At 69.7% G+C, this 23920-nt stretch carries 22 protein-coding genes and 1 pseudogene; 9 read left to right on the forward strand and 14 right to left on the reverse strand.

Going from position 1 to position 23920, the window contains the following annotated elements:
* Positions 1-105 precede the first annotated feature (105 nt).
* The 11 genes from ABC766_RS22680 to uraH form a co-directional block, all read right to left on the reverse strand.
* The gene (locus ABC766_RS22680; protein ID WP_043385757.1) at positions 106-810 is read right to left on the reverse strand and encodes a L,D-transpeptidase; all 705 of its coding nucleotides are present in this window, start codon (positions 808-810) and stop codon (positions 106-108) included.
* A 315-nt stretch (positions 811-1125) separates the two neighbouring features.
* The gene (locus ABC766_RS22685) at positions 1126-1887 is read right to left on the reverse strand and encodes an SDR family NAD(P)-dependent oxidoreductase (protein WP_043352173.1); all 762 of its coding nucleotides are present in this window, start codon (positions 1885-1887) and stop codon (positions 1126-1128) included.
* A 21-nt stretch (positions 1888-1908) separates the two neighbouring features.
* Positions 1909-2901, reverse strand: a complete 993-nt coding sequence (locus ABC766_RS22690; RefSeq protein ID WP_053610608.1) for an acetamidase/formamidase family protein — start codon at positions 2899-2901, stop codon at positions 1909-1911.
* Between the two features lie 33 nt (positions 2902-2934).
* Positions 2935-3645 carry an ABC transporter ATP-binding protein gene (locus tag ABC766_RS22695; protein ID WP_345819549.1) on the reverse strand — a complete coding sequence of 237 codons (711 nt, stop codon included), beginning with the start codon at positions 3643-3645 and terminating at the stop codon, positions 2935-2937.
* Positions 3638-4384, reverse strand: a complete 747-nt coding sequence (locus tag ABC766_RS22700) for an ABC transporter ATP-binding protein (protein ID WP_075380671.1) — start codon at positions 4382-4384, stop codon at positions 3638-3640. Before ABC766_RS22700 ends, ABC766_RS22695 begins: the two co-directional genes overlap by 8 nt.
* On the reverse strand, positions 4381-5445 hold the full coding sequence (locus ABC766_RS22705; protein ID WP_427902256.1) for a branched-chain amino acid ABC transporter permease: 1065 nt from the start codon (positions 5443-5445) through the stop codon (positions 4381-4383). Before ABC766_RS22705 ends, ABC766_RS22700 begins: the two co-directional genes overlap by 4 nt.
* 4 nt (positions 5446-5449) lie before the next feature.
* Positions 5450-6322: an ABC transporter permease subunit gene (locus ABC766_RS22710; protein ID WP_043356373.1), complete on the reverse strand. Its 873-nt coding sequence runs from the start codon at positions 6320-6322 to the stop codon at positions 5450-5452.
* A gap of 63 nt (positions 6323-6385) precedes the next feature.
* The gene (locus ABC766_RS22715; protein ID WP_345819550.1) at positions 6386-7633 is read right to left on the reverse strand and encodes an urea ABC transporter substrate-binding protein; all 1248 of its coding nucleotides are present in this window, start codon (positions 7631-7633) and stop codon (positions 6386-6388) included.
* Positions 7634-7667: 34 nt separating this feature from the next.
* Positions 7668-8309: an ANTAR domain-containing response regulator gene (locus ABC766_RS22720; protein WP_345819551.1), complete on the reverse strand. Its 642-nt coding sequence runs from the start codon at positions 8307-8309 to the stop codon at positions 7668-7670.
* A complete protein-coding gene (locus ABC766_RS22725; RefSeq protein WP_043758700.1) occupies positions 8306-9460 on the reverse strand; it encodes a transporter substrate-binding domain-containing protein in 1155 nt (384 codons plus the stop codon). The genes ABC766_RS22720 and ABC766_RS22725 overlap by 4 nt, the downstream gene beginning before the upstream one ends.
* Positions 9461-9708: 248 nt before the next feature.
* Positions 9709-10062, reverse strand: coding sequence for a hydroxyisourate hydrolase (gene uraH / locus ABC766_RS22730; RefSeq protein ID WP_043758697.1), 354 nt, complete (start codon positions 10060-10062; stop codon positions 9709-9711).
* Between the two features lie 339 nt (positions 10063-10401).
* Between uraH and ABC766_RS22735 the strand changes: the two genes are divergently transcribed.
* The 6 genes from ABC766_RS22735 to ABC766_RS22760 all read left to right on the forward strand — a co-directional run bounded on the left by ABC766_RS22735 (position 10402) and on the right by ABC766_RS22760 (position 16687).
* Complete coding sequence (locus ABC766_RS22735) at positions 10402-11019, forward strand: glutathione S-transferase family protein (RefSeq protein ID WP_043356393.1); 618 nt, start codon at positions 10402-10404, stop codon at positions 11017-11019.
* A 56-nt stretch (positions 11020-11075) separates the two neighbouring features.
* On the forward strand, positions 11076-13139 hold the full coding sequence (locus ABC766_RS22740; protein ID WP_345822824.1) for a pyridoxamine 5'-phosphate oxidase family protein: 2064 nt from the start codon (positions 11076-11078) through the stop codon (positions 13137-13139).
* Between the two features lie 121 nt (positions 13140-13260).
* On the forward strand, positions 13261-13725 hold the full coding sequence (locus ABC766_RS22745) for a DUF1348 family protein (RefSeq protein ID WP_043356394.1): 465 nt from the start codon (positions 13261-13263) through the stop codon (positions 13723-13725).
* A gap of 79 nt (positions 13726-13804) precedes the next feature.
* Positions 13805-14695 (forward strand): LysR family transcriptional regulator, encoded by an 891-nt coding sequence (locus ABC766_RS22750; RefSeq protein WP_345819552.1) that lies wholly within the window; start codon positions 13805-13807, stop codon positions 14693-14695.
* 280 nt (positions 14696-14975) lie between these two features.
* Complete coding sequence (locus ABC766_RS22755) at positions 14976-16124, forward strand: acyl-CoA dehydrogenase family protein (RefSeq protein WP_345819553.1); 1149 nt, start codon at positions 14976-14978, stop codon at positions 16122-16124.
* On the forward strand, positions 16121-16687 hold the full coding sequence (locus ABC766_RS22760; RefSeq protein WP_427902257.1) for a cytochrome b: 567 nt from the start codon (positions 16121-16123) through the stop codon (positions 16685-16687). Before ABC766_RS22755 ends, ABC766_RS22760 begins: the two co-directional genes overlap by 4 nt.
* Positions 16688-16714: 27 nt before the next feature.
* On the opposite strand, the gene ABC766_RS22765 is transcribed toward ABC766_RS22760, so the two are convergent.
* The 3 genes and pseudogenes from ABC766_RS22765 to ABC766_RS22775 all read right to left on the reverse strand — a co-directional run bounded on the left by ABC766_RS22765 (position 16715) and on the right by ABC766_RS22775 (position 20372).
* The gene (locus ABC766_RS22765) at positions 16715-18205 is read right to left on the reverse strand and encodes an HWE histidine kinase domain-containing protein (protein ID WP_345819554.1); all 1491 of its coding nucleotides are present in this window, start codon (positions 18203-18205) and stop codon (positions 16715-16717) included.
* 147 nt (positions 18206-18352) lie between these two features.
* A pseudogene (locus tag ABC766_RS22770) lies at positions 18353-19694 on the reverse strand (LLM class flavin-dependent oxidoreductase).
* Between the two features lie 162 nt (positions 19695-19856).
* Positions 19857-20372, reverse strand: coding sequence for a DUF4188 domain-containing protein (locus tag ABC766_RS22775; protein WP_345819555.1), 516 nt, complete (start codon positions 20370-20372; stop codon positions 19857-19859).
* Between the two features lie 857 nt (positions 20373-21229).
* Here ABC766_RS22775 and ABC766_RS22780 point away from each other — a divergent pair.
* The 3 genes from ABC766_RS22780 (at position 21230) to ABC766_RS22790 (ending at position 23878) form a co-directional block, all read left to right on the forward strand.
* On the forward strand, positions 21230-22210 hold the full coding sequence (locus ABC766_RS22780; protein ID WP_345819556.1) for an aliphatic sulfonate ABC transporter substrate-binding protein: 981 nt from the start codon (positions 21230-21232) through the stop codon (positions 22208-22210).
* 8 nt (positions 22211-22218) lie between these two features.
* Positions 22219-22998, forward strand: coding sequence for an ABC transporter permease (locus tag ABC766_RS22785; RefSeq protein WP_345819557.1), 780 nt, complete (start codon positions 22219-22221; stop codon positions 22996-22998).
* A gap of 97 nt (positions 22999-23095) precedes the next feature.
* Positions 23096-23878, forward strand: coding sequence for an ABC transporter ATP-binding protein (locus tag ABC766_RS22790; protein ID WP_345819558.1), 783 nt, complete (start codon positions 23096-23098; stop codon positions 23876-23878).
* Positions 23879-23920 lie beyond the last annotated feature (42 nt).

The raw sequence follows: 23920 nt of genomic DNA on the forward strand, positions 1-23920 counted from the left end.
AACCCGATCCTGCAGGATGTCGAGGCCGCCGGGGAGCGCGAACGGCACCGCCATCGGCGAAACTGACGCGTTCCGTCCGGGATCGCGCGCGGCGGATGCCCGCCCTCAGGCCGGGAGCACGACCACCTTCGTCTTGACGGGCGTCTGCGCGTAGAGATGGATCATGTCCTGGCTGAGCAGGCCGACGCAGCCGCTGGTGATGCCCGTGCCGATCGATTCGGCGTCGCTGCTGGCGTAGATCGTGTAGAGCGTATAGGCGCCGTTCTGGTAGAGGTGGAGCGTGCGGGCGCCGAGCGGGTTGTCGAGTCCGCCGGGCATGCCGCGGGCGTATTTCGCCGCCTCGGGCTGGCGCCGGATCATCTCCTTGGGCGGGGTCCAGGTCGCCCATTCGGACTTGCGACCGACATACGCGTTGCCGTTCCACAGGAAGCCCTGACGGCCGACATTGGCGCCGTAGCGCGTGGCAGCGCCGTCGCCCTCGATGCGGTAGACGTAATAGTTGGCGGGATCGACGACGATCGTGCCGGGCGCCTCCGACGAGGCGTACTGGACGGTCCGCCGATAGTATTTCGGGTTGACCTTGCTGATGTCGACCGCCGGGATCGGGAACTTCTCGTTCGGCATCGGCCCGTAGGTCTTCGCCGCCTCGGCCATGAGCAGGGTGTCGGTCGTCCCGCACCCGCCGAGCGAGAGGGCGCCGATTCCGAGAGCCGAGCCGGCCAGGAACGACCGGCGGCTGAGAAGCCCCGCGTCGGGTCCGGGGCGCCCGCGCTCGTCGAGCCCGCCGGCCATGCGATCGTCCGTCATCATCGCCCTGGACTTCCCTGTCCTGCAGCCCGGCGCGACCGCACAACGTGCCTCCGTCGCGCGAAAGGCCAAGCTTGAGAGTGCCGCGTGCCAGCGCGCCTGGCAAGCTTGTCTCTACAGAGCCGAGAGCAGGCGAATTGCGTCGCAAGTGTGGTCGATATCCGCGATCTCCAGACTTCATCGCCGAACATCCGATGCGCATGGGCCGGCCGCGCCTGTCCTTCGGGACGGTGTCCCGATCCCGCCTGCCGATGCGCGGCAGGCCGGTCCCGTCGCCGGTTCAGGCTTCCGGATGTCGCCTGAGGGCGTTCGACAGCCTCAGAACTGCACGCCGCGGGTCAGGCTGCCGTCCACCACGAGATTGGTGCCGGTAATGAAGCTCGCGGCCGGGCTCGCCAGGAAGACGGCCGCGCGGGCCACCTCCTCCGGACGCGCCATCCGGCCGGTCGGGTTCAGCCGGAGCGCCTCGGCGAACAGCGCCGGGTTGCCGGTCTCGATCTGGTGCCAGACGCCGCCCGCGAAGTAGGTGTTGCCGGGCGAGACCGAGTTGGCGCGGATGTTCCGGGGCGCGAGCTGGAAGGCCAGCCCCTGCGCGTAGTGGATCAGCGCCGCCTTGAAGGCGCCGTAGGGACCGGCCGCGAAGTCGATCTCGCGCCCGGAGACGCTGGAGATGACGACGATCGCGCCGGCCTCGGAGCGTTCGAGGAACGGCATCGCCGCCTCGACCGCCGTGACGGTGCCCATCATGTCGACCGTGAAGCCGCTGCGCCACGCCGCCTCGTCGCTTCCGACGGCCAGCGCGCTCACGTTCGGCACCACGATATCGAGGCCGCCGAGCTCCCCTGCGGCCTCGGCGACCCAGCCGCGCAGGGCGGCGGGATCGGCGACGTCGAGGGCGCGCCCGGTCGCCGCCACGCCCTTGGCGCGCAGGGCGTCGACCTTGGCGGCGACCTCCGCGGCGTTGCGGGCGCAGAGGGCGACCGCCGCCCCCTCGTCGGCAAGCAGGTCGACGATCGCCGCGCCGATGCCCTTGGTGCCGCCGGTCACCAGCGCCCGGCGGCCTCTGAGCCCGAGATCCATGCCATCCTCCTCCGTCGCCGATCAGGCGTGGGCGATCGCCTTCGTGATCGAGGCGCCGAGCGTGTACTTCGGATCGACCATGTTGCCGAGCCGCACGCGCCCGCACTGCGTGAGCAGCATGTAGGCGTCGATCTCGTCGAAGCCGAAATCGGCGGCGAGCCAGCGGACCAGCTCCCGGTAGGCGATGCGCGCGGCGTCCTCCATCGGCCGGGCCGAGCCGATCGTCATGTAGAAGTCGGCGGTCTCCAGCCGCGGCCAGCGGAAGGTCCAGCCCTTGATCAGGTCGATCTGCACCGTCGTGTGGGTCGGGTGCTCCACCGCTACGCCGCAGAGCTCGCCGTCGCCCTGCGCGGCGTGGCAGTCGCCGAGATACAGGAGCGCGCCCTCGGTATTCACCGGCAGGTAGATCACCGCGCCGACGCCGACGTCGGGCAGGTCCATGTTGCCGCCGTAATAGTCCGGCTGCAGAGAGGAGATCGCCTCGATCTCCGGCGAGGTGCCGATCGTGCCGATGAACGGCTGGTAGGGCAGCGTGATCCGGTCGTTCCAGCGCACGCCGTTCTCGGCCGTCACCTCGAGCTTGCGCACCCGCTCGGGCAGGGACGGGTTGAGGAGCGCGGTGTCGCCGGTGGCGACGAGGCCGCCGAATTCCGGCATGATCAGCGTCGTACCGCAGGGCTGCGGGCCGCGCGGCCGGATCGAGCGGATCGCCACCGCAAGGCAGTCGCCCTTCTCGGCGCCGTTGACGTAGATCGGCCCGTTCTGCGGGTTGAGATAGGGGAAGTTCAGGATCTGCGTCGGGCTGTCGGTCTCGTGGCGGATCTTGCCCTCGAAGGCGTCGTGGGTCTCGACGGTGACCACGGCGCCCGGATCGACGGTGAGGACCGGCTCGGCGAAGGGCCCGTAGACGTAGTGGTAGCGGCCCTGCTCGGCCTCGGTGATCGTGTGCTCCTGGCCGGACTTGCCGCCGGCGACACCCTTGCGGGCCATGATGGACTGATCGAGCCACTGCATGGTCGTCTCTCCCTTGGTTGACGGATTGAGGTGTCAGACGGCGAGGTGGCGCCGGACGAGGTCGCGGTCGTCGAGGTCCCGGGCCGTCAGCTCCGCGACGATCCGGCCCTTGTCCATGACGTAGCTGCGCTGGGCCATGGCGCGGATCAGGTCGAGGTTCTGCTCCACGAGCACGATCGTGACCCCGGTACGGCGGTTGAGATCGACCAGGGTGCGGCCGATCTGCTGCACCACCGAGGGCTGGATGCCCTCGGACGGCTCGTCGAGGAGGATCAGGGCGGGTCCGCCGACGAGGACGCGGCCGATGGCGAGCTGCTGCTGCTGGCCGCCGGAGAGGGTTCCGGCCCGCTGCCCGCGCCGCTCCCGCAGGATCGGGAACGGCCCGAAGGCGCGCTCGTAATCCGGCCGCTCGCCCTTCGGCAGCAGGGACGCGCCGACCGTCAGGTTGTCGGCGACGCTCATGCGCGGGAAGACGTCGCGGCCCTGGGGCACGTAACCGATGCCGAGGCGGGCGCGCCGGTGGGCGGCGAGGCCCTCGACCGCGGCGCCCCGGAAGGCGATGCCGCCCCCGGAGGCGGGCAGCAGCCCGACGAGGCTGCGCATCAGCGTCGACTTGCCGACGCCGTTGCGGCCGATCACCGCCACGATCTCACCGGGCCGGACCGCGAGGTCGACCCCCTGCAGCACGGGCTTGCCGCCGTAGCCGGCCCGCAGGCCGGTGGTCGCGAGAAGCGGCTCAGGCATCGGCGACACTCCGCAGGGGCGGCGCATCCGTCTCGCCGAGGTAGATCGCCGCCACCCGCTCGTCCGCGATGATCGCGTCGGTGGTGCCCTGGGCGAAGATGCGCCCGACATGGAGCACGGTCACCCGCTGGGCGATCTGCCGGACGAAGGCCATGTCGTGCTCGATGGCCAGCACCGCGACGCCGTCGCGGTTGAGGGCCTGTACCATCGCGCCGGTGGCGAAGGTCTCGTCCGGCGACATCCCGGCGGTGGGCTCGTCGAGGAGGAGCAGGCGCGGCTTGAGGCTGATCGCCATGCCGATCTCCAGCCACTGCTTCTGCCCGTGGCTGAGATTGCCGGCCCGCTCGGAGGCCGCCGCGCTGAGGTTGAGGAAGGCGAGCAGCCGGCGGATCTCGGCGCCGAGCGAGGCCCCCTCGAGATGATGCTGGAGCGCAATCTCCAGGTTGTGGGCGACCGACAGGCTCGGGAAGATGCCCGGCACCTGGAACTTGACGCTCATGCCCCGGCGGATCCGCGCGAAGGGCTTGAGCGCGGTGATGTCCTCGCCGGCGTAGAGGATCTGCCCCCGCTCCGGCGTGTATTCGCCCAGCAGCAGGCGGAAGAAGGTGCTCTTGCCGGCGCCGTTCGGCCCGATCAGGCAGTGGATCTCCCCCGCCGCGAGGGCGAAGTTCACGTCGTTGGTGACGTGGAGGCCGCCGAAATGCTTGCTGAGAGCGCGGGTCTCGAGGAGCGGAGTCATCGGCCGGCCTCCCGGCGGCGCAGGCGGCCGAGCCCGCGCATGGCTGCCACCACCAAGCCGTCGGGCGCCGCCAGCACCACCACGACGAGGAGCAGGCCCATCACCACGAGGGCGTACTGGCTGCCGTAGATCGTCAGCGCCTGGAAGCCGCCGAGGACCACGAGCGTGCCGATCAGCGTGGCCGTCAGGTCGCCGCGGCCGCCGACCGCGACCCAGATCACCGGCAGCGCGGCGGCGGTGAGGCCCATGCTGGAGGGCGTGATGTACTGGCCCCAGGCGGTGTAGAGGGTGCCGCTCAGCCCCGCGAGGGCCGAGCCGATCACGAAGGCGGCGAGCTGGTAACGCCGGACGTCGTAGCCCAGCATCTCGGCCCGTTCCGGGTTCTCGCGGATCGCCACCAGCACGTTGCCGAACCGGGCGTTCACCAGGATGCGCAGCGCGAGGTAGACGACGATCAGCAGACCCAGGAGGCCGTAATAGAGGGCGACGTCGGGAAACAGCACGACGTCGCCGTCGAACCACGGCACGGTCAGGGGCGGCATGCCGCTCATGCCGTTGTAGCCGTTGAGGCGCGCCGCCCCGATCTTCCATTCCGGGCCGGCGGTCTGCGCCATGAAGCGCTCCAGGGCGAGCGTCACCGACAGGGTGATGATGCCGAGAAACACGCCGCCGATCCGGCCGAAGAACAGGAAATAGCCGAGGAGCGCCGCCATGACGGCCGAGAGGGCTACCGCCAGCACCAGGGCCGCCAGGGTGAAACCGTAGGCGGCGCCGACATTGAGGGTGAGCACCCCGTAGGCGTAGCCGGAGAGGCCGAAGAAGGCGGTCTGGCCGAAGCTCAGCGCGCCGCCATAGCCCCAGATCAGGCACAGGCCGAGCGCCATGAACACCCAGCAGAAGAAGTAGGCGGTGTTGCCGACCGTGTAGCCGTCCGCGAACCACGGATAGGCGATGGCGGCGGCGATCACGATCGCGAACGCGGTCCAGAAGGCCGGCCCGCGTCCCAGGGTCTGCGGGCCTTCGAGGCGCCGGAGCAGGGTCATCGCGAGACTCATCACCATGGCGTCACGCCCGCTCGCGCAGGATCAGGCCCGAAATGCCCCGCGGCAGCACCCGGATCACCAGGATCACCGCGACGAGGAGCCCGATCTGCCCGAAGAGCTGGCCCTGCCACGTGGTGAGCAGTGCCCGCACCGTGCCAAGCACGAGCGCCGCCGGCGCCGTGCCGAGGAAGATGTCGGCGCCGCCGACCACCACGGTGACGAAGGCCTCCATGATGAAGGTCGTGCCCATGGTCGGCACGATGGTCATGGTCGGCGCGTAGAGCCCGCCCGCGAGGCCCGCCAGCGCCGCGCCGAGGCCGAAGGTCAGGGCGTAGACGGTGCGCGTGTCGACGCCGAGGGCCTCGGCCATGTGCGGCACCTGGATGGTGGCCCGCGCCAGGGTGCCGAAGCGGGTGGCGTTGAAGGCGAGGTAGAGCCCGGCCAGCACCGCGACGGCGGCGACCATCAGGACCACGCGATAGGTCGAGTAGGAGTAGCCGCCGACCGCGAAGCTGCCGAGGGGCGTGCCGATCCCCGGCATGCTGGAGCCCAGCAGGATCAGCGTGCCCTGCGTCGCCGCGAGGCTGATGCCCCAGGTGGCCACGATCGTGTCCAGGGGCCGGCCGTAGAGGTGGCGGATGACGAGGCGCTCCATCACCATGCCGACGGCGCCGGCCGCGAGCGCCCCCGCGAGGATGCCGAGGGGCAGGGGCAGCCCGGCCCGCGTCGTCGCCGCGGTCACGTAGGCCCCGCACATGATGAGTTCGCCGTGCGCGAGGTTGATGACGCCCATCATGCCGAACACCACCGCGAGACCGCAGGCGGAGAGCACCAGGAACGAGAACGCGTCGCCGATCTGGTAGAGGAACGTGAAGGCGTGGGTCAGCAGATCCATCCAGGAGGCCCGATCATGACGGAGGGGGGCCGGGGCGCTCGGGCCCCGGCGGTATCGTGCGCCTCAGGGCTTGGGCGGGTTGCTCGGCGTGTACTGCGCCATCGGATCCTTCTGCGTCAGGTCGCAGCCGGCCTTCCCGAGCCAGTAGGGCTGGATGTTGTCCCAGGTCTTCGGGAACGAGATCGCGTGCTTCTCGTCGACCTTGGCGAGGGAGATCGTGTGGGAGGCGTGCTGGCTCTTGGGGTCGATGCAGACCTTGCCCTCCGGCGCGTCCACGCAGACGTCGCCTACCGCGATGACCTTGCGCAGGTCGGCCCGCTTGGTCGAGCCGTTCGCCCGCTCCACCATCTGCTTGTAGAGGTAGACCGCGAGGTAGGAGTTCTCGGCCTCCTGGTTGACGTAGGGCTCGTTCGGGAACTTCGCCTTCCACTTGGCGAGGAAGGCCTTGCTCGACGGGCTGTCGACCTCTTCGATGTAGTTCGTGGTCACGTACATGTTGGCGAGGCTCGGGGGTTGGAAGCGCTTGTGCTCGTAGCCCTGGCCGATATTGACCGAGGACCCCATCGGGATCTTCAAGTTCGCGGCCGCCGCCTGCTCGTAATAGGAGGCCTGCGCGGTGCCGACGAGCAGCGTCATCAGGATGTCGGGCTTGGCCTTCTGGATGTTCTGGATCGTCTGCGAGAACTGCGACACGCCGAGGGGGATGAATTCCTCCCCGACCATCTCGCCGCCGTTCTCCTTGACGATGTTGCGCACCCACTCGGCCGAGATCTGACCGAAATTGTAGTCGGCCGCGATCGTGTAGACCCGCTTGCCGAACTTCTGCATCATCCACGGGATCAGCGTCGAGAATTGCTGCTCCGGCACCGCGCCCGTGATGACCATGTGGCCGTCGCAGACGCCGCCCTCGTACTGGTTGTTGTAGAAGGCGAAGCCGTCGAGCTGGTCGACGATCGGCCTGTAGGCTTCGCGGGACGCGCTGGAGAAGCCCGCGAAGACGGCGTTGACCTTGTCGCGCTGGAGCACGCGGCGCATGAATTCCTGATAGCGCGTGTTGTCCGACTGCGTGTCGTAGATCACGAGTTCCAGCTTGCGCCCGGCGATGCCGCCGGCGGCGTTGATCTCGTCCGCGGCGAGTTGGATTCCGTGGACCTTGCCGATCGTGGCGAGGGCGAAGTCGCCGGACTGGTCCTCGAGGACGCCGAGCTTGATCGGGTCGGCGGCGCGGGCCGCGGGGGCGGCCAAAGGTGTGCTCAGGAGCAGGGCGGCCGCGAGGGCGGACAGGCGGGATCCGCGGGGCGTTCTCGGCATCAGGGCATCCTCGTCTTCGGGGGGCGAAAAAACTTCAGGAGCGGGCCAGTCGCGGCGCCACGGTGGGCGCCACGGGGGACGGCCGGGTGCGGATGAGCGCTTCGCAGTACGCTTCGAGGGGTTGGCGGGCGCGCATCGCTTCGCGGCGCAGGGCCTCGTAGGCCGCGTCGTCGTCGAGGCCGTGCTCCTGCATCAGCCGCAGGATCGCCTTGACGACGTGGCGCCGGCCGCGCCGCCGCTCCTCGTGGCGGGCCAGCCGCTCCTCGAGCACGCGCCGTCGGTTGTGCTCGTTCACCGCTAGGAACAGAGCGGCGTAGACCGAGGCACCGTGGATCGGCTTGCGCAGCAGCCCGGTGGCGCCGAGCTGGAGCAGCCCCTTGAGCCGGCTGGGCGCCTCGGCGCCGACGAGCCCGACCACGGGCACTGGCGGCAGATCGGAGACGGCGCTCGCCGCGATGCCCGGCAGCGGCAGGTCGCCGTCCACGATGACGATGTGGCGCTCGGGGTCGAGGCTCTCGAAATCGAGCCAGGGCGCTTCGCCGGCCGGGACGACCGAGGCGACCGTGAGCCCCAGCTTCAACAGGGTGCCGGCGAGAACCTCGGTGGCGGTGCCCGGCGGCGCGATCAGCAGGGCCTGCGCGCCACTGAAGTTCTGGATCAGGCGGGGATTCGTCATGGCACCACCCGCAGGCGCGGACGCCGGCTCACCGGCACGACGCGCGGGTCGCTGCGCACGAGATAGGGATCCGGCGCCACCGGCTCGTCCGCTTGCGCCACGATGCTGAAGCGGGCAGCCGCCGTCGAGAGGCCGATCCGGGGCGTCAAACAGGCATGGAGCGTGGTCTCGTCGAGACGGACCGGCCCCTGCGGCGCGTCGAACGCGTCCATGCAGGCGGTCCTGCGCACCGTCGCGGCGTCCTCCGTCCCTGCCCGCGCCAGCGCCCGCGCCAGGAGATGGACCGCGATGTAGGAGGATTCGGTATCGGCCGACGCGGTCGGCCCGTCCGGAAAGCGCGCCGCATAGGCGGCCGTGAAGGCCCGGTTTCGGGGAGAGTCGATCGACGTGAAGTAGACGCTCGACGACAGGTGACCGTCGACCGCCTCCGGCCCGATCGCCTCCAATTCCGGCTCGGCGAGGCTGCAGCTCGCCACCGGCAATGTCCGCGGCTGGTCGATGCCGCGCGCCCGGCAGGCGCTCCGGAAATCGCGGAAGAAGCGATACGCCGACGTCCCGATCAGGGTGTTGAAGACGAAGTCCGGCTTCGCGTCCAGAATCGCCTCGATCACCTGCCCGAGAGCGGTCTCGCCCACTGCGAGATAGCGTTCACCCGTGACCTGGCCGCCCGCGATCGCCAGCGTCTCGCGCAGGATCCGGTTGTTCTCCCATGCCCAGATGTAGTTGGATCCGACGCAGAAGGCGGTACGGCCGCCCCGGGCGAGCAGGTATCGGACCAGGGGGACGATGTGCTGATTCGGTGCGGCGCCGGTGTAGATCACATTCGCCGACGTCTCGAAGCCTTCGTAATGCGATGGATACCAGAGTAATCCATCCCGCTTCTCGAAGATCGGGATGATCTCCTTGCGGCTCGACGAGGTGTAGCAACCGACGACGTGGCGGATGCCCGCGCCGAGGAGCTGTTCGGCGCCGGCGACGTATCCGGCGAGGGCGCCCTGCGGGTCGCAGATCACCGGCTCGAGGGTGATGTCGCCCTGCGCGTTCACTTCCTCGACCGCCAGCCGTGCCCCGTTCAGCATGGCCCGCCCTACGAGGCCATAGGGACCGTCCGTGGAGAACAGGATGCCGATGCTGTGATGGCTGAGGCCCATGCAATCCTTCAGAACGCAAAAAGCCCGCCAGTGCGTGAGCACTGCGGGCGGCATCGCCGGGAAAGGTCGAGACATTGTGGCGCGAAACTGGGCAGCTTTGCCCCACGCCTGAAAACTAGGCTCTTCGGTTATGGAGCCCGTGTCAAGGCCCGCGCGGTCCTTTCGGAGGTTGCGTCCCGCCCCTCTCTTCGCGGCCTTCGACGCGGCTCTTCAGCCCTGCCACCGGTCCTGTCCGGTGCGGGACCACGTCAGCTTCCGCGATAGGTCGCGTAGCTCCACGGCGTGACGAGCAAGGGGACGTGATAGCGCCCGTCCGGGTCGCAGACCCCGAATCGGACGGGGATGACATCGAGAAAGGGTGGCGATCCGTCCAGACCCGTCCGGGCGAAATACGCGCCGACATGGAAGAGCAATTCGTAGGTGCCGGCCGACAGGGTCGCGTCGTCCAGCAGGGGACCGTCGGTCCGCCCGTCGGCATTGGTGACGGCCGAGGCGATAGGCTCCGCCGTCCCGTCGGCGGCGAGGCGGCGCAGTTCGATGACCACGCCGGCAGCCGGCCTGCCCGAGGTGGTGTCGAGCACGTGCGTCGAGAGATGGCCCATGGCGAGAATCCTATCGACGACCCGTCCGCGGGCCCGGCGGAGGCGAAGGCGGGTAAGACGAGCACGCGGATCCCGCAGGTGCAACCCGAAAAGAGGACGTCATCCCTCCAACCGCTCCTCACGTCTCCGAACCTTCGCGCGCGGAATCGGCGCGCCGGCACGGATCCGAGGACTGGTCGCGATCCCGGCTCTCGTGCGAGGCCGGCGACAGGCGCCGATGATTGTTCCGATTTCCGGAATGATGTGCTGCGCAGAACGCGCATTCCGCCGAAGCCGCGACGGCAGCATTCTACCGTCGCGGCGCGGGGCAATCCCGGCCCCCGACGGAGAACCGCCACCATGAAGCTCTACCATCATCCCCTCTCGGGCCACGCGCACCGGGCTCGCCTGTTCCTGTCCCTGGTCGGCGCGCCGCATGAGCTGGTCGAGGTCGACCTGAAGGCGGGCGAGCACAGGACGCCGGCCTTTCGCGCGATGAACCCGTTCGGTCAGGTACCGGTGCTGGACGACGACGGCGTGATCGTCTCCGATTCCAACGCCATCCTGGTCTACGTCGCGAAACGGCTCGGCCGGTCCGATTGGCTGCCCGAGGATCCGCAGGGCGCGGCGGCGGTCCAGCGCTGGCTGTCGGTCGCGGCGGGTGAACTCGCCTACGGACCGGCCGCGGCCCGGCTGATCACGGTCTTCGGCGCCACGTTCAATCCGGAGGAGGTGATCGCCCGGGCGCACACGCTTCTGGCGCGGCTCGAGGCGCATCTCGACGGGCGGGACTGGCTCGCGGCCGAGCGGCCGACCATCGCGGATGTGGCACTCTACAGCTACCTGGCCCGGGCCCCGGAGGGCAACGTGGATCTGTCGAGCTATGCGAACGTCGAGGCGTTCCTGCGCCGGGTCGAAAGCCTGCCGGGCTTCGTCCCTCTCGCGAAGACACCCGCCGGCCTCACGGCCGCGGGGTGACCGGCAGGCCTGGATGCCACCGCATCCGGGAGCGGAATCGAGCGGAGGGCGCCATGATGGATGACGGTCAGACCTTTGCGAAGCTGCCGACCTGGCATGCCGGCGAAAAGTCCATTCAGGAGACGGTCGGCGCCGCCGAACGGATGGAAATGATCGGACAGAGGGTGGTGCGGGACTTCATGCCCGATCAGCACCGCGCCTTCTATGCGCAGATTCCCTTCGTCGTTCTCGGCAGCGTCGACCGGCGCGGCGATGCCTGGGCCACGCTTCTCGCCGGCGGCCCGGGCTTCATCACCTCACCGACACCGACGGCCCTCGACATCGCCGTGCGGCCCGACCCGGGCGATCCCGCGGCTGAGGGTACGGGGGAGGGCGACGCGATCGGTCTCCTCGGGATCGAGCTGCACAGCCGTCGACGCAACCGCGTCAACGGGATCGTCCGGTCCACGGCCGGCGGGATCCTGCACTTCGACGTCGATCAGAGCTTCGGAAACTGTCCGCAGTACATCCAGCTCCGCGACATGACCGTCCTCGGGGATCTTCGCGCGCCCGTCGCGGCCCCAATCGAGGAGCGCGCGGACCTCGACGAGGCGGCGCGGTCCCTGATCGCGACGGCCGACACGTTCTTCGTGGCGTCGTATGCCGACCGCGAGGGCCGGCGCCAGGTCGACGTCTCGCATCGCGGCGGCAAGACGGGCTTCGTCCGTGTCGCTGCGGACGGTACGCTCACGATCCCCGACTTCGCCGGCAACCTGTTTTTCGCCACCCTCGGCAACATCCACCTCAACGGCAGGGCAGGGCTGGTCTTCACCGATTTCGCGACGGGTGATCTTCTCCACCTGACCGGCGACGCCGCCGTGATCCTGGATTCGCCAGAGCTCGCCGCCTTCCAGGGCGCCGAGCGTCTCTGGACCTTCCGGCCGCGCCGGGTCATCCGTCGGCGGGGCGCCCTTCCGCTGCGGTGGTCGTTCCAGGCGGATGGATGGTCGCCGAACGCGCTGATGACCGGCGACTGGGTGGAGGCGGCCGATCGCGTCCGGGCGACCGAGCGTGCCGCGCATTGGCGGCCCTTCCGGGTGACGAAGATCACCGACGAGAGCCGCTCCATCCGGTCCTTCCATCTGGCTCCGGACGACGGAGCCGGACGGCTCCCGCACCGTGCGGGCCAGCATCTCCCGATCCGCGTGACGCTGCCCGGAGCGGACGCGCCGGTGGCCCGCACCTACACGCTCTCGGTCGCGCCCTCCGACCCGACCTACCGCATCAGCGTGAAGCGCGACGGCATCGTCTCGCAGCACCTGCACGACCGCCTTCAGGTTGGGGACATCATTGAGGCGCGGGCGCCCGGCGGCGCTTTTTCCCTCGATGCCCACGCGGCGCGCCCCGCGGTGCTGCTGGCCGGCGGCGTCGGGATAACGCCGCTCCTGGCAATGCTCCGGCACGTGGTCTACGAGGGCCTGCGCACCCGCAACATCCGACCGACCACGCTCATCTACGCCGTACGTGCGCGGTCCGATCGCGCCTTCGACGCGGAATTGTCCGAGCTGGCCGCAGCGGCACAGGGCTCCGTCCGGATCGTGCGCGTCCTGAGCGACGTCTCCGATGCCCGGGCCGGCGTCGATTACGAGGTCGCGGGCCGGATCGACATGGCGCTGCTCACGCGCTTCCTGGCTTTCGCCGATTACGACTTCTACCTGTGCGGGCCGCCGACCTTCACGCAGGCGCTCTATGACGGGTTGCGCGGCTACACCGTGTCGGACGACAGGATCCACGCGGAGGCGTTCGGCCCCTCCGCGCTGGTCCGGACGGCGGGGTCGGAGGGCGCCACGCCGCCCCGCCCGCCACCCTCAACGAAACCGGTGCCCGTCGCCTTCCTCGACACCGGCAAGGAGGCGCGCTGGACCCCCGAGTCCGGTAGCCTCCTCGACCTCGCCGAAGCCCGCGGCCTCGCACCCGCCTTCAGTTGCCGGGAAGGCAGTTGCGGGACCTGCCGCACAAAGCTGCTCGCCGGCGCCGTGACCTATCGCAAGGAACCGAGCGCCGCCGTAACTGAGGACGAAGTGCTGATCTGCTCGGCCGTGCCCGCCGAAGGCACGGACCGGGTGCAGCTCGCGCTGTGACGCCCGGCACGCTTCACCCGACTCCGTTTTCCACCTTCCGGGATCGTCGGCGGCCGATCATTGTGCGCGGCGTCGATATCGGGCCCGGGCCCCGCAACCTCGCGCACCCCAGGAGTACACCATGTCCCGTCCCCCGCTGCCGCCCTTCGATGAGCAGAGCGCGATCGCGAAGGTCCGCCTCGCCGAGGATGGCTGGAACGGCCGCGACCCGGCCAAGGTCGCCCTGGCCTACACGACCGATACCCGCTGGCGGAATCGCGCCGAGTTCCTGAACGGACGCGCGGAGGTGGAGGCTTTCCTGACCCGCAAGTGGAACCGGGAGCTCGACTACCGCCTCATCAAGGAGCTCTGGGCCTTCACCGGTAACCGGATCGCCGTGCGCTACGCCTACGAGTACCACGACGACAGCGGCCACTGGTTCCGGGCCTACGGCAACGAGAACTGGGAATTCGCCGAGGACGGGCTGATGCGCTACCGGCACAGCAGCATCAACGAGCTGCCCATCGCGGAAGCGGACCGCAAGTTTCACTGGCCCCTCGGACGCCGGCCGGACGATCATCCCGGCCTGAGCCATTTCGGCTTCTGATCACCGGCCCGGCGGGTGAGGGGAGCCTGGACCGGGCGTCGACGGCGCGGTCCGTTTCGCGAAGCCCAGGAGCGAGGCCTTGGATCGTTGGCAAACCATGCGCGTCTTCGCCAAGGTCGCCGAGACGGGGAGCTTCGCGCAGACCGCCCGCCTCCTGCACATGAGCCCTCCGGCCGTCACGCGTGCTGTGGCGGCCCTCGAGGAGACCATCGGCGCCCGGCTCCTGATTCGGACGACGCGCTCCGTGAAGCTCACGGAGGCGGGCAGCCGCTACTACGAGGATTGCCGGCGGATCCTGGCCGACATCGCCGAGGCCGAGTCGGCGGCGGCCGGCTCCAATGCGACCCCCTCGGGGACGCTCGCGGTCACGGCCTCCGTGCTGTTCGGGAAGATGCACGTCCTCCCGATCGTGACCCACTACCTCGACACCTACCCGACCATGTCGGCGCGGACCCTGTTCGTCGATCGGCCCGTCAACATCGTCGAGGAAGGGATCGATGTCGCGATCCGGATCGGCCGCTTGACCGATTCCGGGTTGACGGCGGCGCGGGTCGGATCGGTCCGCCATGTCATCTGCGGCGCCCCGGCCTATTTCGCGCGGCACGGCGTGCCGACGACGCCGGCGGATCTGAAGCGGCACCGGATCGCGGTCTCCACCGGCGCCTGGGCGTCGCCGGAATGGCGGTTCGCGGGGAACGAGCGGGTGGTCGTCCATTCCACCCTTCAGAGCAACACCAACGAGGTTCCGATCGCCGCCGCCCGGTCAGGCTGGGGGCTGACGCGGGTCCTGCACTACCAGATTGGCCCGGATCTGCTCGAAGGCCGCCTCAGGATCGTGCTCGACGAGTACGAGGAGGCGCCGATACCCGTCCACGTGCTGTATCCGGAAGGCCGGCGCGCACCCGCGAAGGTGCGGACCTTCGTCGACCTCGCGGTGTCGCAGCTGCGCGCCAACCGGACTTTGAACTGAACCATCGCGGCGCAGCCGCCGGCCCGGCCGAATGCGGTCGCATTGGTCGCAGCCCCGGATGAGGAAAGGGTGCTTCACTCTCAGGTTAGCTTTCTATGATCTTCCGCATCCAGTGCGGGTAAGAGGCGAGACGTGACGACATCCGAGCGCTCGACCCTGCGCGGCTGCGCTCCTGTAACGGGCCGCGCGGATCGCGATGCTAGACGCTCAGCGTGCACGGATCGGCGGTGCGGTCTGCGCACTCCGCCGCGCCCGGCCGCGACTTGAAGGGGAAAGACGCATGGACCAGTGGACCCGTCTGGACCCGATCTACGATTCCGAGGCGGCCGCCCGAACCATTGCCGCCGCCGCCGCGGCGCGCGCGGATGCCCAGGACCATGACGGCGGCTTCCCGCAGGACGATGTTGCCGATCTCGCGCGGCTCGGGCTGCTCGCCGCCCCGGTCCCGGTGGAACAGGCCGGGGCCGGCCTGGGGACGGAGCCGGGAGCCGGCGCGCTGGCCGAGGTTCTGCGGTTGGTCGGCTACGGCAGCCTCGCCCTCGGCCGACTCTACGAGGGACACGTCAACGCCATCCAGCTCATCGCCCGGTACGGCACGCCCGACCAGCGAAGCCGCCTGTTCGCCGACGCGCGCGCCGGTCATCTGTTCGGAGTCTGGAATACGGAGCCGGCCGAGGGCGGCTTGCGGGTCGAGGCCCGCGATACCGACGGACAACTCCTCGGCGTGAAGACCTTCGCGTCGGGCGCCGGCTACGTCACCCGCGCCCTCGTGACCGCCCGGCATCCGGACCGGGCCGGCGTGGCGATGATGGTGGTGCCGCTCGAAGCCGGCACCCGGGCCGATCTCTCGGCCTGGCGCGCACAGGGCATGCGCGCTTCGGCGACCGGCACGGTCGATTTCACCGGTCTCGCCGTCAATGCCGGCGACATCCTGGGCCAGCCCGACGATTATTTCCAGCAGCCGGCCTTCTCGGGCGGCGCGTGGCGCTTTGCTGCGGTCCAGCTCGGCGGCATCGAAGCCGTGTTCGATGCTTGGCGCGGCCACCTGAACCGGACCGGCCGGGGCGGCGACCCGCACCAATTGGCCCGCCTCGGCGAGGGAGCCATCGCGGTCGAGGGGGCGCGGCTCTGGATCGAGCGCGGCGCGCAGGTCGCATCGGACGCCGGGCTGCCGCCCGCACGCGTGGTCGCCTACATCAACCTGGTCCGCCTCGCGGTCGAGCGCGCCGGCCTCGATGTCCTCCAGCTGGCCCAGCGCTCGGTCGGCTTGCAGGGATTCATGCGCGGCCATAGGCTGGAGCGGCTCGCGCGCGACCTCGCCACCTATCTGCGCCAGCCCGGACCGGATCATGCGCTCACCGCCGCGGCGTCCGAGATCCTGCAAGCCGACGCCATGGCCGGAGACCTGTGGACCGAGACCGCGGCATGACCAGGCCGATGAACCGCGAAGCCGCGCCGCAGGGTGTCTGGCTGGACACCCCGCACCGCTACGGCCGCATCAGCCGCGGCTTCCACTGGCTGATGGCCGCCCTCTTCGCGTGGCAATTCACGGGCGCGCTGCTCTACGTCGCGATCGGTGACACGGCGGTCACGCGCCTCGTCGGCGGGAGCCACTTCACCCTTGGCTTCACGCTGTTCGTGCTCGTGCTCCTGCGCGGGGCCTGGGGACTCGCGAATCTCCACCGGCGCCCGTCGCATCCAGGCGCTCCGGGGCGCGCCGCCGTGGCCGGTCATGGCCTGATCTATTTGCTGATGATCCTCGTCCCCGGCCTAGCGCTTCTGCGCCAGTACGGTTCGGGCAAGCCCTTTGCGCCCTACGGTCTCCCCCTGATGCCGGAGCGGGACACGAAGATCGCCTGGATGATGCTTCCCGCCGATCTGTTCCATTACTGGCTGGGCTTCACGCTCCTGGCGGTCGTCCTCGGCCATGCCGCGATGGCCTTCCTGCATCGCAGGTTCTGGAACGAGGCTGTCCTGACGCGCATGACCTGAACGGCGGCGCGCCGGCGCTCGAGGTCCTCAGGCCGTTGGGTCCTCCGCTGCGGCCGGTCTCCGGTCGGGCAACGGCGCGTCCAGGGTGAAGACGACGCCGCGGGGGCGGTACTCGATTTCCGCCGAGCCTCCCATCTCGGCGGCCAGCGCCCGCTCGATCAGGCGCGTGCCGAAGCCGCCGCGGGCCGGCGCCGTCACCGCAGGTCCGCCGATTTCCTCCCAACGGAACCAGAGGTGGGCTGGCCTCGCCCCATCCACCACGTCCCAGTTCAGGATCACCCGTCCCCTGTCGTTCGACAGGGCGCCGTATTTGACTGCGTTGGTCGCCAGCTCGTGCAGCGCCATCGTGAAGGCGAGGGTCAGGCGCGGCGTCAGCCACACCTCCGGGCCGTTGATCAGGAACCTCTGCCCCGCGCCGCCGCGGAACGGCTGCAATGTGCCCTCCACGATCACGGTCAGCGTGGCGCCGATCCAGCTCTCGCGGGTCAGAACGTCGTGGGCGGCCGAGAGCGATTGCAGCCGCGCATCGAGGATCTTGTGCGCCTCCTCCACGGAGGATGCGTTGCGCAGAGTCTGGTGCGCGATGGACTGCATGGTCGCCATCGAGTTCTTCACCCGGTGGTTCAGCTCGTCGGCCAGGAGGGTGCGGTGCTCCTCCGCGCGCTTGCGCTCGGTCACGTCGATGGAGACGCCGGCCATGCTCAGCGGCTGGCCGACCGCGTCGTAGAAGGTCTGGCCGCGGATCTGCAGCCAGCGCAGCTCGCCACGCGGCGTGCGCGCCCGGTACTCGATGTCGTAGTCGCTATGCTCGCGGATCGAGGTCTGCACCGCCGCCTGCATGCGCGGGCGGTCCTCGGGATCGATCGCCGCGATCAGATCCTCGTAGCTGAACGGGTCGTCGGCCGCTCGTCCGAAATTCTCCTTGCAGGTTTCGGAGGCCACCAGGCGCATGTCGGCGAGATCGAGGGTCCAGGAGCCGAAGCGTCCGGCCTTCAGGATGAAGCGCAGTCGCTCTTCGCTGCGGGTGAGGTCGCTGGTGCGCCGCTCCACTTCCAGCTCCAGCGCCAGCCGGTCGCGATGCATCCGCGCGAGCTTGTCCCGCTCCAGGGTCACGTCGAACTGCGACGCGAAGAAATAAGTCAACTCACCGTCGCGATCGAAGACCGGCGAGATAAGGAGCCGATTCCAGAAGAGCTCACCGCTCTTCTTGTGGTTCAACAGCTCGATCTCGATCGGCACCCGGCGCGCGATGGCCGCTCTGATCTTGGCGATATCGGCGCGGTTGGTCTCGGGCCCCTGCAAGAACCGACAGTTCCGCCCGATGATCTCGTCATGGGCGTAACCGGTCAGCGTGGAGAAGGCGGCATTGACGAAGACGATGGGATTGTCCGGCTGATTGGGATCGGTGATCAGCATCGGCATCCGCGTCGCCCGAACGGCGGATACGAACGGGTCGGAACTCGCGCCGATGCGCGCAAACTCCGCTTCGAAGCGGGTGCGTTCCTGCTGATCCGTCAATGCCCCGTCGCCCCTGCCACGACCTGCACATGGCGGCCTTCGACCGTGATGGCTCCTCGTATCACAGGGATTATCGCTTGTGCGCGATCATCTTAATGGCCAAGACGCCGCAGGCCGGTCGCTGCACGCGGCGACCGGCCGCTACCCCTAGGTCCTGGCTGGATGAGGCCCGAATCCTGCCGGCGGGCGCGAGCCGAGATGGTCCCGCAGGGTTCGGCCCTCGTACTCGGTGCGGAACAGGCCGCGCCGGCGAAGCTCCGGCAGAACCAGCGCGATGAAGTCGTCGAGACCGCCGGGCAGCGTCGGGGGCATGATGTTGAAGCCGTCCGCCCCGCCAGCCCGGAACTGCTCCTCCATCTCATCCGCGATTTGGGCGGCCGTGCCGATGATCTGCGAGTGGCCGCGGGCGCCCGCGATGCGCAGGTAGAGCTGACGCAGGGTCAGGCCTTCGCGACGGGCGAGGTCGACCATCAGCTGCTGGCGGGACTTGATGCCGTCCGTCTCGGGCAATGCCGGGACGGGCCCGTCGGGATCGTAGCCCGACAGGTCGTGGCCGCCGATCATGCGTCCGAGCAGCGCGAGGCCGACGACGGGATCGATCAGGTCCTGCAGGGCTTCGAACTTCGCCCGCGCCTCGGCCTCGCTGCGGCCGACGACGGGAAACAGGCCCGGCATCACCTTCAGATCGTCCGGGGCGCGGCCGAACCTCGCCATCCGCTCCTTCAGGTCGCCGTAGAAGGCCACCGCCTCCTCCAGCGTCTGATTGGCCGTGAACACGATCTCGGCGGTGCGCGCCGCCAGATCCTTGCCGGGCCCGGAGGAGCCGGCCTGCACCAGCACGGGCTGTCCCTGCGGCGTGCGCGAGATGTTGAGCGGCCCGCGCACCTCGAAATGGCTGCCGCGGTGGTTCAACGGGCGGAAGCCATCCGGCTTCGAGAATTGCCCGCTGGCGCGGTCGATGATCACCGCGCCATCGTCCCAGGTGTTCCAGAGGCCGAGGACCACGTCCACGAACTCCTCCGCGCGCTCGTAGCGGTCGGCGTGGCGGGCGATCCGGTCGCCGCCGAAATTCGCCGCCTCGGCGTCGGTCGCGGAGGTGACGAGATTCCAGCCGGCCCGTCCACCGCTGAGGTGGTCGAGGGACGCGAACCGGCGCGCGACGTTGTAGGGCTCGTTGAAGCTGGTGGAGGTGGTGGCGACGAGACCGATCCGACTCGTCACCGCCGCGAGTGCCGACAGGAGCGTCACCGGCTCGAAATGGGTGGAGCGCGCGGTGCGCTCGCTGGATCGGAGATCGAGGGTCGCGGATGCCGGTGCCGTCCTCGAGGAAGATGAGATCGAACTTTGCGGCTTCGGCCCGCTGCGCCCAGCCGACATAGCGCTCGAGGACCAGACCGCCGTCGGCCTCGCTGGAGGAATGGCGCCAGCCCGCAACATGGTGGCCGGTCGCGTAGAAGAATGCGCCGAGGCGCAGGGTGCCCTGTCTCATCGAACCGACCGTCATCGAGGCTGATCTGCTCCGTGCCGCGTGAGCGGGCCGGAGTCTAGCCGACCCACCCGTGCACGCGAACCCAGCGTTGCACGCGCGAGGCTCATCCCGCTTCCGCTGGGACGGTACCGGCCGGCACCGGGGCAGGGCCCGTGGCGCGCGTCAGCGGGACACGGACGTTTCCGGCGCATTCCCCGAGGGAAGGTCGTGCAGATCGGACGTGGCATGCCGCGCGTGCCGCGTCGCCAGGGAGCCGCGCGCCTCCTGCATCGGCATGAAGGCCGAGAAACCGACCGCGCTCGGGACGGCGTTGTAGATCGCCTCCATGCCGCCGCGCATGTGGTAGGTCTCGTGCCAGATGCCGACGCCGCGCGTGTCCCGCAGGAAATCCCGCCACCAGATCCGATGGGGCTCGGATTTCGCCCAGGCGACCATGCTGTCGATGTCGCGCCAGTACCAGCGCATGCCCAGATGCAGCGGGCGCAGGCTGAAGATGATGTTGTTCTCGTAGTGCAGCAGGCCGTCCGGGCGTTCCGCGCCGACGGTGGCGATGCGCGGTCCGAAGCCGAGGAGAGTCCTGACGCCGGCGAGCGTCCGGACCTTCATGCCGAGATAGATCACGACGAGATCCGGATAGCCCGAGAAGTCCGGGACCCGCTCGTGCCGGTTCGCGCCCATGCTTGTCCCCATGATCGCGCCTGCATCGCCGCGTGAATCGCCCGAACCCATAAACCAATAATATTCACCGGCCTTTCTGCAAATCAATATTCGCGCACGAAGGGTCGGCACATCTCGTGATCGAGCGATGAATGACGAAGGCCGGGCCCGACGCCATGTGTCGGGCACCGGGGGGCGACGCAGCCGACTCTGTCATCGACGATGCGGGAGGGTCGCATCCAATCCGACGTCGGCCCAGGCCGGGGCACGCCGGCTGCCGGACGTCCGCCCGGGATTCGGCGTGGCGCAGACCGGCCGCGGTCAACCGGGATGCGCGACCGCCAGGAGGCTCGACACGCTTGCGCGCCACGCACGTCCCCGATCGCGCCGAACGGCCCCGTCGTCGGACGCAGAGCGTCTCGCTGGCCTGAATGGGCGCCGAGAAGGGTCGGAGAACCGCAGTGGCATCGCCGCTCCGTTCAAGCGCAAAACATTCTCGTGCCGTCGCAAAATGACGAACATTCTTGCTTTCACCCAGCAAAGTAGGGAAAGCCGTTTCGTTGACTCCTTGGCCGACCGACAGGATCCTGTATTCACTGTCACGGTAAGGGCAGCGCAGGGAAGATGAAGACGCATGGGCGGTCCGGTCGTGTCCCCGGGACGAACAGGGACGCCGTCCGGATCGGGTGGACGGTTCGCGCTCGAACCTCGCCGTGGTCCGAAAGATCCGTCCGGCTGATCCACCGCCGCTGCTGACTCCCCGAACGCGGCCGCCTCGAAGGAACCGGCTCGGATCGCACCGCGAACCGGGACCTGTGCTACGGCGCCGCAGACCGAACGCCTCCCGCCGCACCCACTTCAGACGCCAGGCCCGATTCATGATCCCGAACCGCCGATCCCTCCTGGCCGCCGGCCTCGCCCTGGCGTGCCTGGGCAGCCTCTCGCCGCGCGAGGCCCGGGCCGAGGATCCGAAGGAGGTCCGCCTGGACTGGGCGACCTACAATCCGGTCGGCCTGCTCCTGAAGGAGAAGGGCTTCCTCGAGGAGGCGCTGGCGCCGCGGGGCATCAAGGTCCGCTGGGTCCAGTCGCTCGGCTCCAACAAGGCGCTCGAATTCCTGAACGCCGGCGCCATCGATTTCGGCTCGGCGGCTGGCGCCGCAGCCCTCGTGGCGCGGATCAACGGCAATCCAATCAAGGCGATCTACGCCTATTCGCGCCCGGAATGGACGGCGCTCGTCACCCGCAAGGATAGCGGCATCGCCAAGCCCGCCGATCTCAAGGGCAAGCGCGTCGCCGTCACCCGGGGCACCGATCCGCACATCTTCCTGATCCGCGCGCTCCAGAGCGCCGGCCTCACCGAGCGCGACGCCAAGCTCGTGCTGCTGCAGCATCCGGACGGCCGGACCGCCCTCGATCGCGGCGATGTCGATGCCTGGGCCGGCCTCGATCCGATGATGGCGGCCGCCGAGATCGAGAACGGTGATGTGCTGTTCTACCGGGATGCCGCCGCGAACACCTGGGGCCTGCTGGACGTCCGGGAGGAGTTCGCGACGGCCCATCCCGACCTCGTCCGGACGGTGATCGCCGCCTACGAGCGGGCCCGCGCCTACGCGCTCGCCAACCCCCAGGCGCTCGCCGCATCCCTCGTTGCGGCCACGAAGCTGCCCGAGCCGGTGATCGCCCGTCAGCTCGAGCGGACCGACCTGTCCCAGCCGGCGATCGGCGCAGCCCAGGCCCAGTCGATCAAGGCGGCCGGAACAGCTCTGCAGCAGGCGGGCGTGATCCCGGCGGGCACCGACGTGGCCGCGGCCGTCGACGGCCTGCTCGACGCGCACTTCAATCCCGTCGCCGGACAGTGAGCGGCAGCGTGCCGCTGCTGCGGCGGGGCGGCCGCGCGGGTTTGGGGCTTCTGTTGCCGCTCGTCGCGGCGATCGGTTGGGAGATCGCGGTGGCGACGGGCGCGGCCTCCGGACGGCTGCTCCCGCCGCCGAGCCGGATCGGCGCGACCCTCTGGGAGCTCGCGGTGTCGGGCGATCTCTGGCTTCACGTCGAGGCGACCCTCGTGCGGGTCGGCCTCGGCTTCCTGTGCGGGGCGGCGGCCGGGATCATCGCGGGTGCCCTCGTCGCGACAATCCCGCTGCTGCGCTGGCTCATCGATCCGAGCCTGCAGGCCCTGCGCGCCGTCCCGTCTCTGGCCTGGGTGCCGCTCTTCATCCTGTGGTTCGGCATCCTGGAGACGCCGAAGGTGCTGCTGATCGCCGTGGGCGTGTTCTTCCCCGTCTATGTCGGCGTCTCGGGGGCGATCGTCTCGGTGGACCGCAAGCTGGTCGAGGTCGGGCGGATCTTCCGCCTGTCCCGCCTTGCCCTCGCCCGCCGGATCCTGTTGCCGGCCGTGCTGCCGGCGACCCTCGTCGGCCTGCGCACGGGGCTCGGTCTCGGCTTCCTGTTCGTCGTGGCGGCGGAACTGATGGGCGCCTCCGAGGGCCTCGGCTATCTGCTCGTGGACGGCCAGCAGTTCAGCAAGCCGGATCAGATCGTGGCGGCGATCATCGCCTTTGCCCTCGTGGGCAAGGCGGCCGACATGGCCCTGCTGACGCTGACACGGCCCCTGACCCGATGGCAGGATACCGTGCGGGACAGCCTGTGACCGCAGGATTTGGGCTGACGTGCGGCGCGGAACCGGGGACGGCCCCGCGCCGCGGTTCCAATCCGATCCCCATCCCGCGACCGCGCGAGAGATGCCCGTGCTGACCGTCGACGACCTCTCCAAGACCTATGCCGACGGCACGCGGGCCCTGTCGGGCATCGACCTGTCGGTCCAGCAGGGCGAGATCGTCGCGCTGATCGGCGGCTCGGGCTGCGGAAAGACGACGCTGCTCCGGCTGATCGCGGGGCTCGATCAGGCGAGCCAAGGCGCCGTGCAGGTCGACGGCGAGACGATCCGCGCGCCCCATCCGAGCGTCGGCGTCGTGTTCCAGGAGCCGCGGCTGCTGCCCTGGCTCGACGTGGCCGGCAATGTCGGCTTCGGCCTCGCCGACCTCCCGCGGTCCGAGCGCCGGGCGCGCGTGACCCATGCTCTGGAGCGGGTCGGCCTCGCCGAGCACGGTGGCCGCTGGCCCCGGGAACTGTCCGGAGGCCAGCAGCAGCGCGTGTCCATCGCCCGGGCCTTCGTGGCGCGGCCGCGAGTCCTGCTCCTCGACGAGCCGTTCTCCGCCCTCGACGCCTTCACCCGGAAGGGATTGCACGAGCAACTCCTTGATCTCTGGGCCGAGTCGAAGCCGACGATCCTGATCGTCACGCACGATGTCGGAGAGGCCGTCACTCTGGCCGACCGGGTGGTGGTAATGCGGCCGCGGCCGGGACGCCTGGACGAGACCGTGCCGATCGGGCTCGCCCGGCCGCGCGAACCGGTGGCGGCGACCTACGAGGACGCCGTGCGCCGCGTGCTGGCCGCCCTCGATCACTCCCTGCGCCCGGCCTCGGCCAACCGGCCGGCCGCCCCCGAGACCCGCGCGAGCTGGTGGTAGGACCAGCGGCGACCTGCGGCGCGAGGCCGGATCGGCCCGCCG

It is taken from the genome of Methylobacterium fujisawaense (assembly GCF_039619325.1).
Lineage (GTDB): Bacteria > Pseudomonadota > Alphaproteobacteria > Rhizobiales > Beijerinckiaceae > Methylobacterium > Methylobacterium fujisawaense.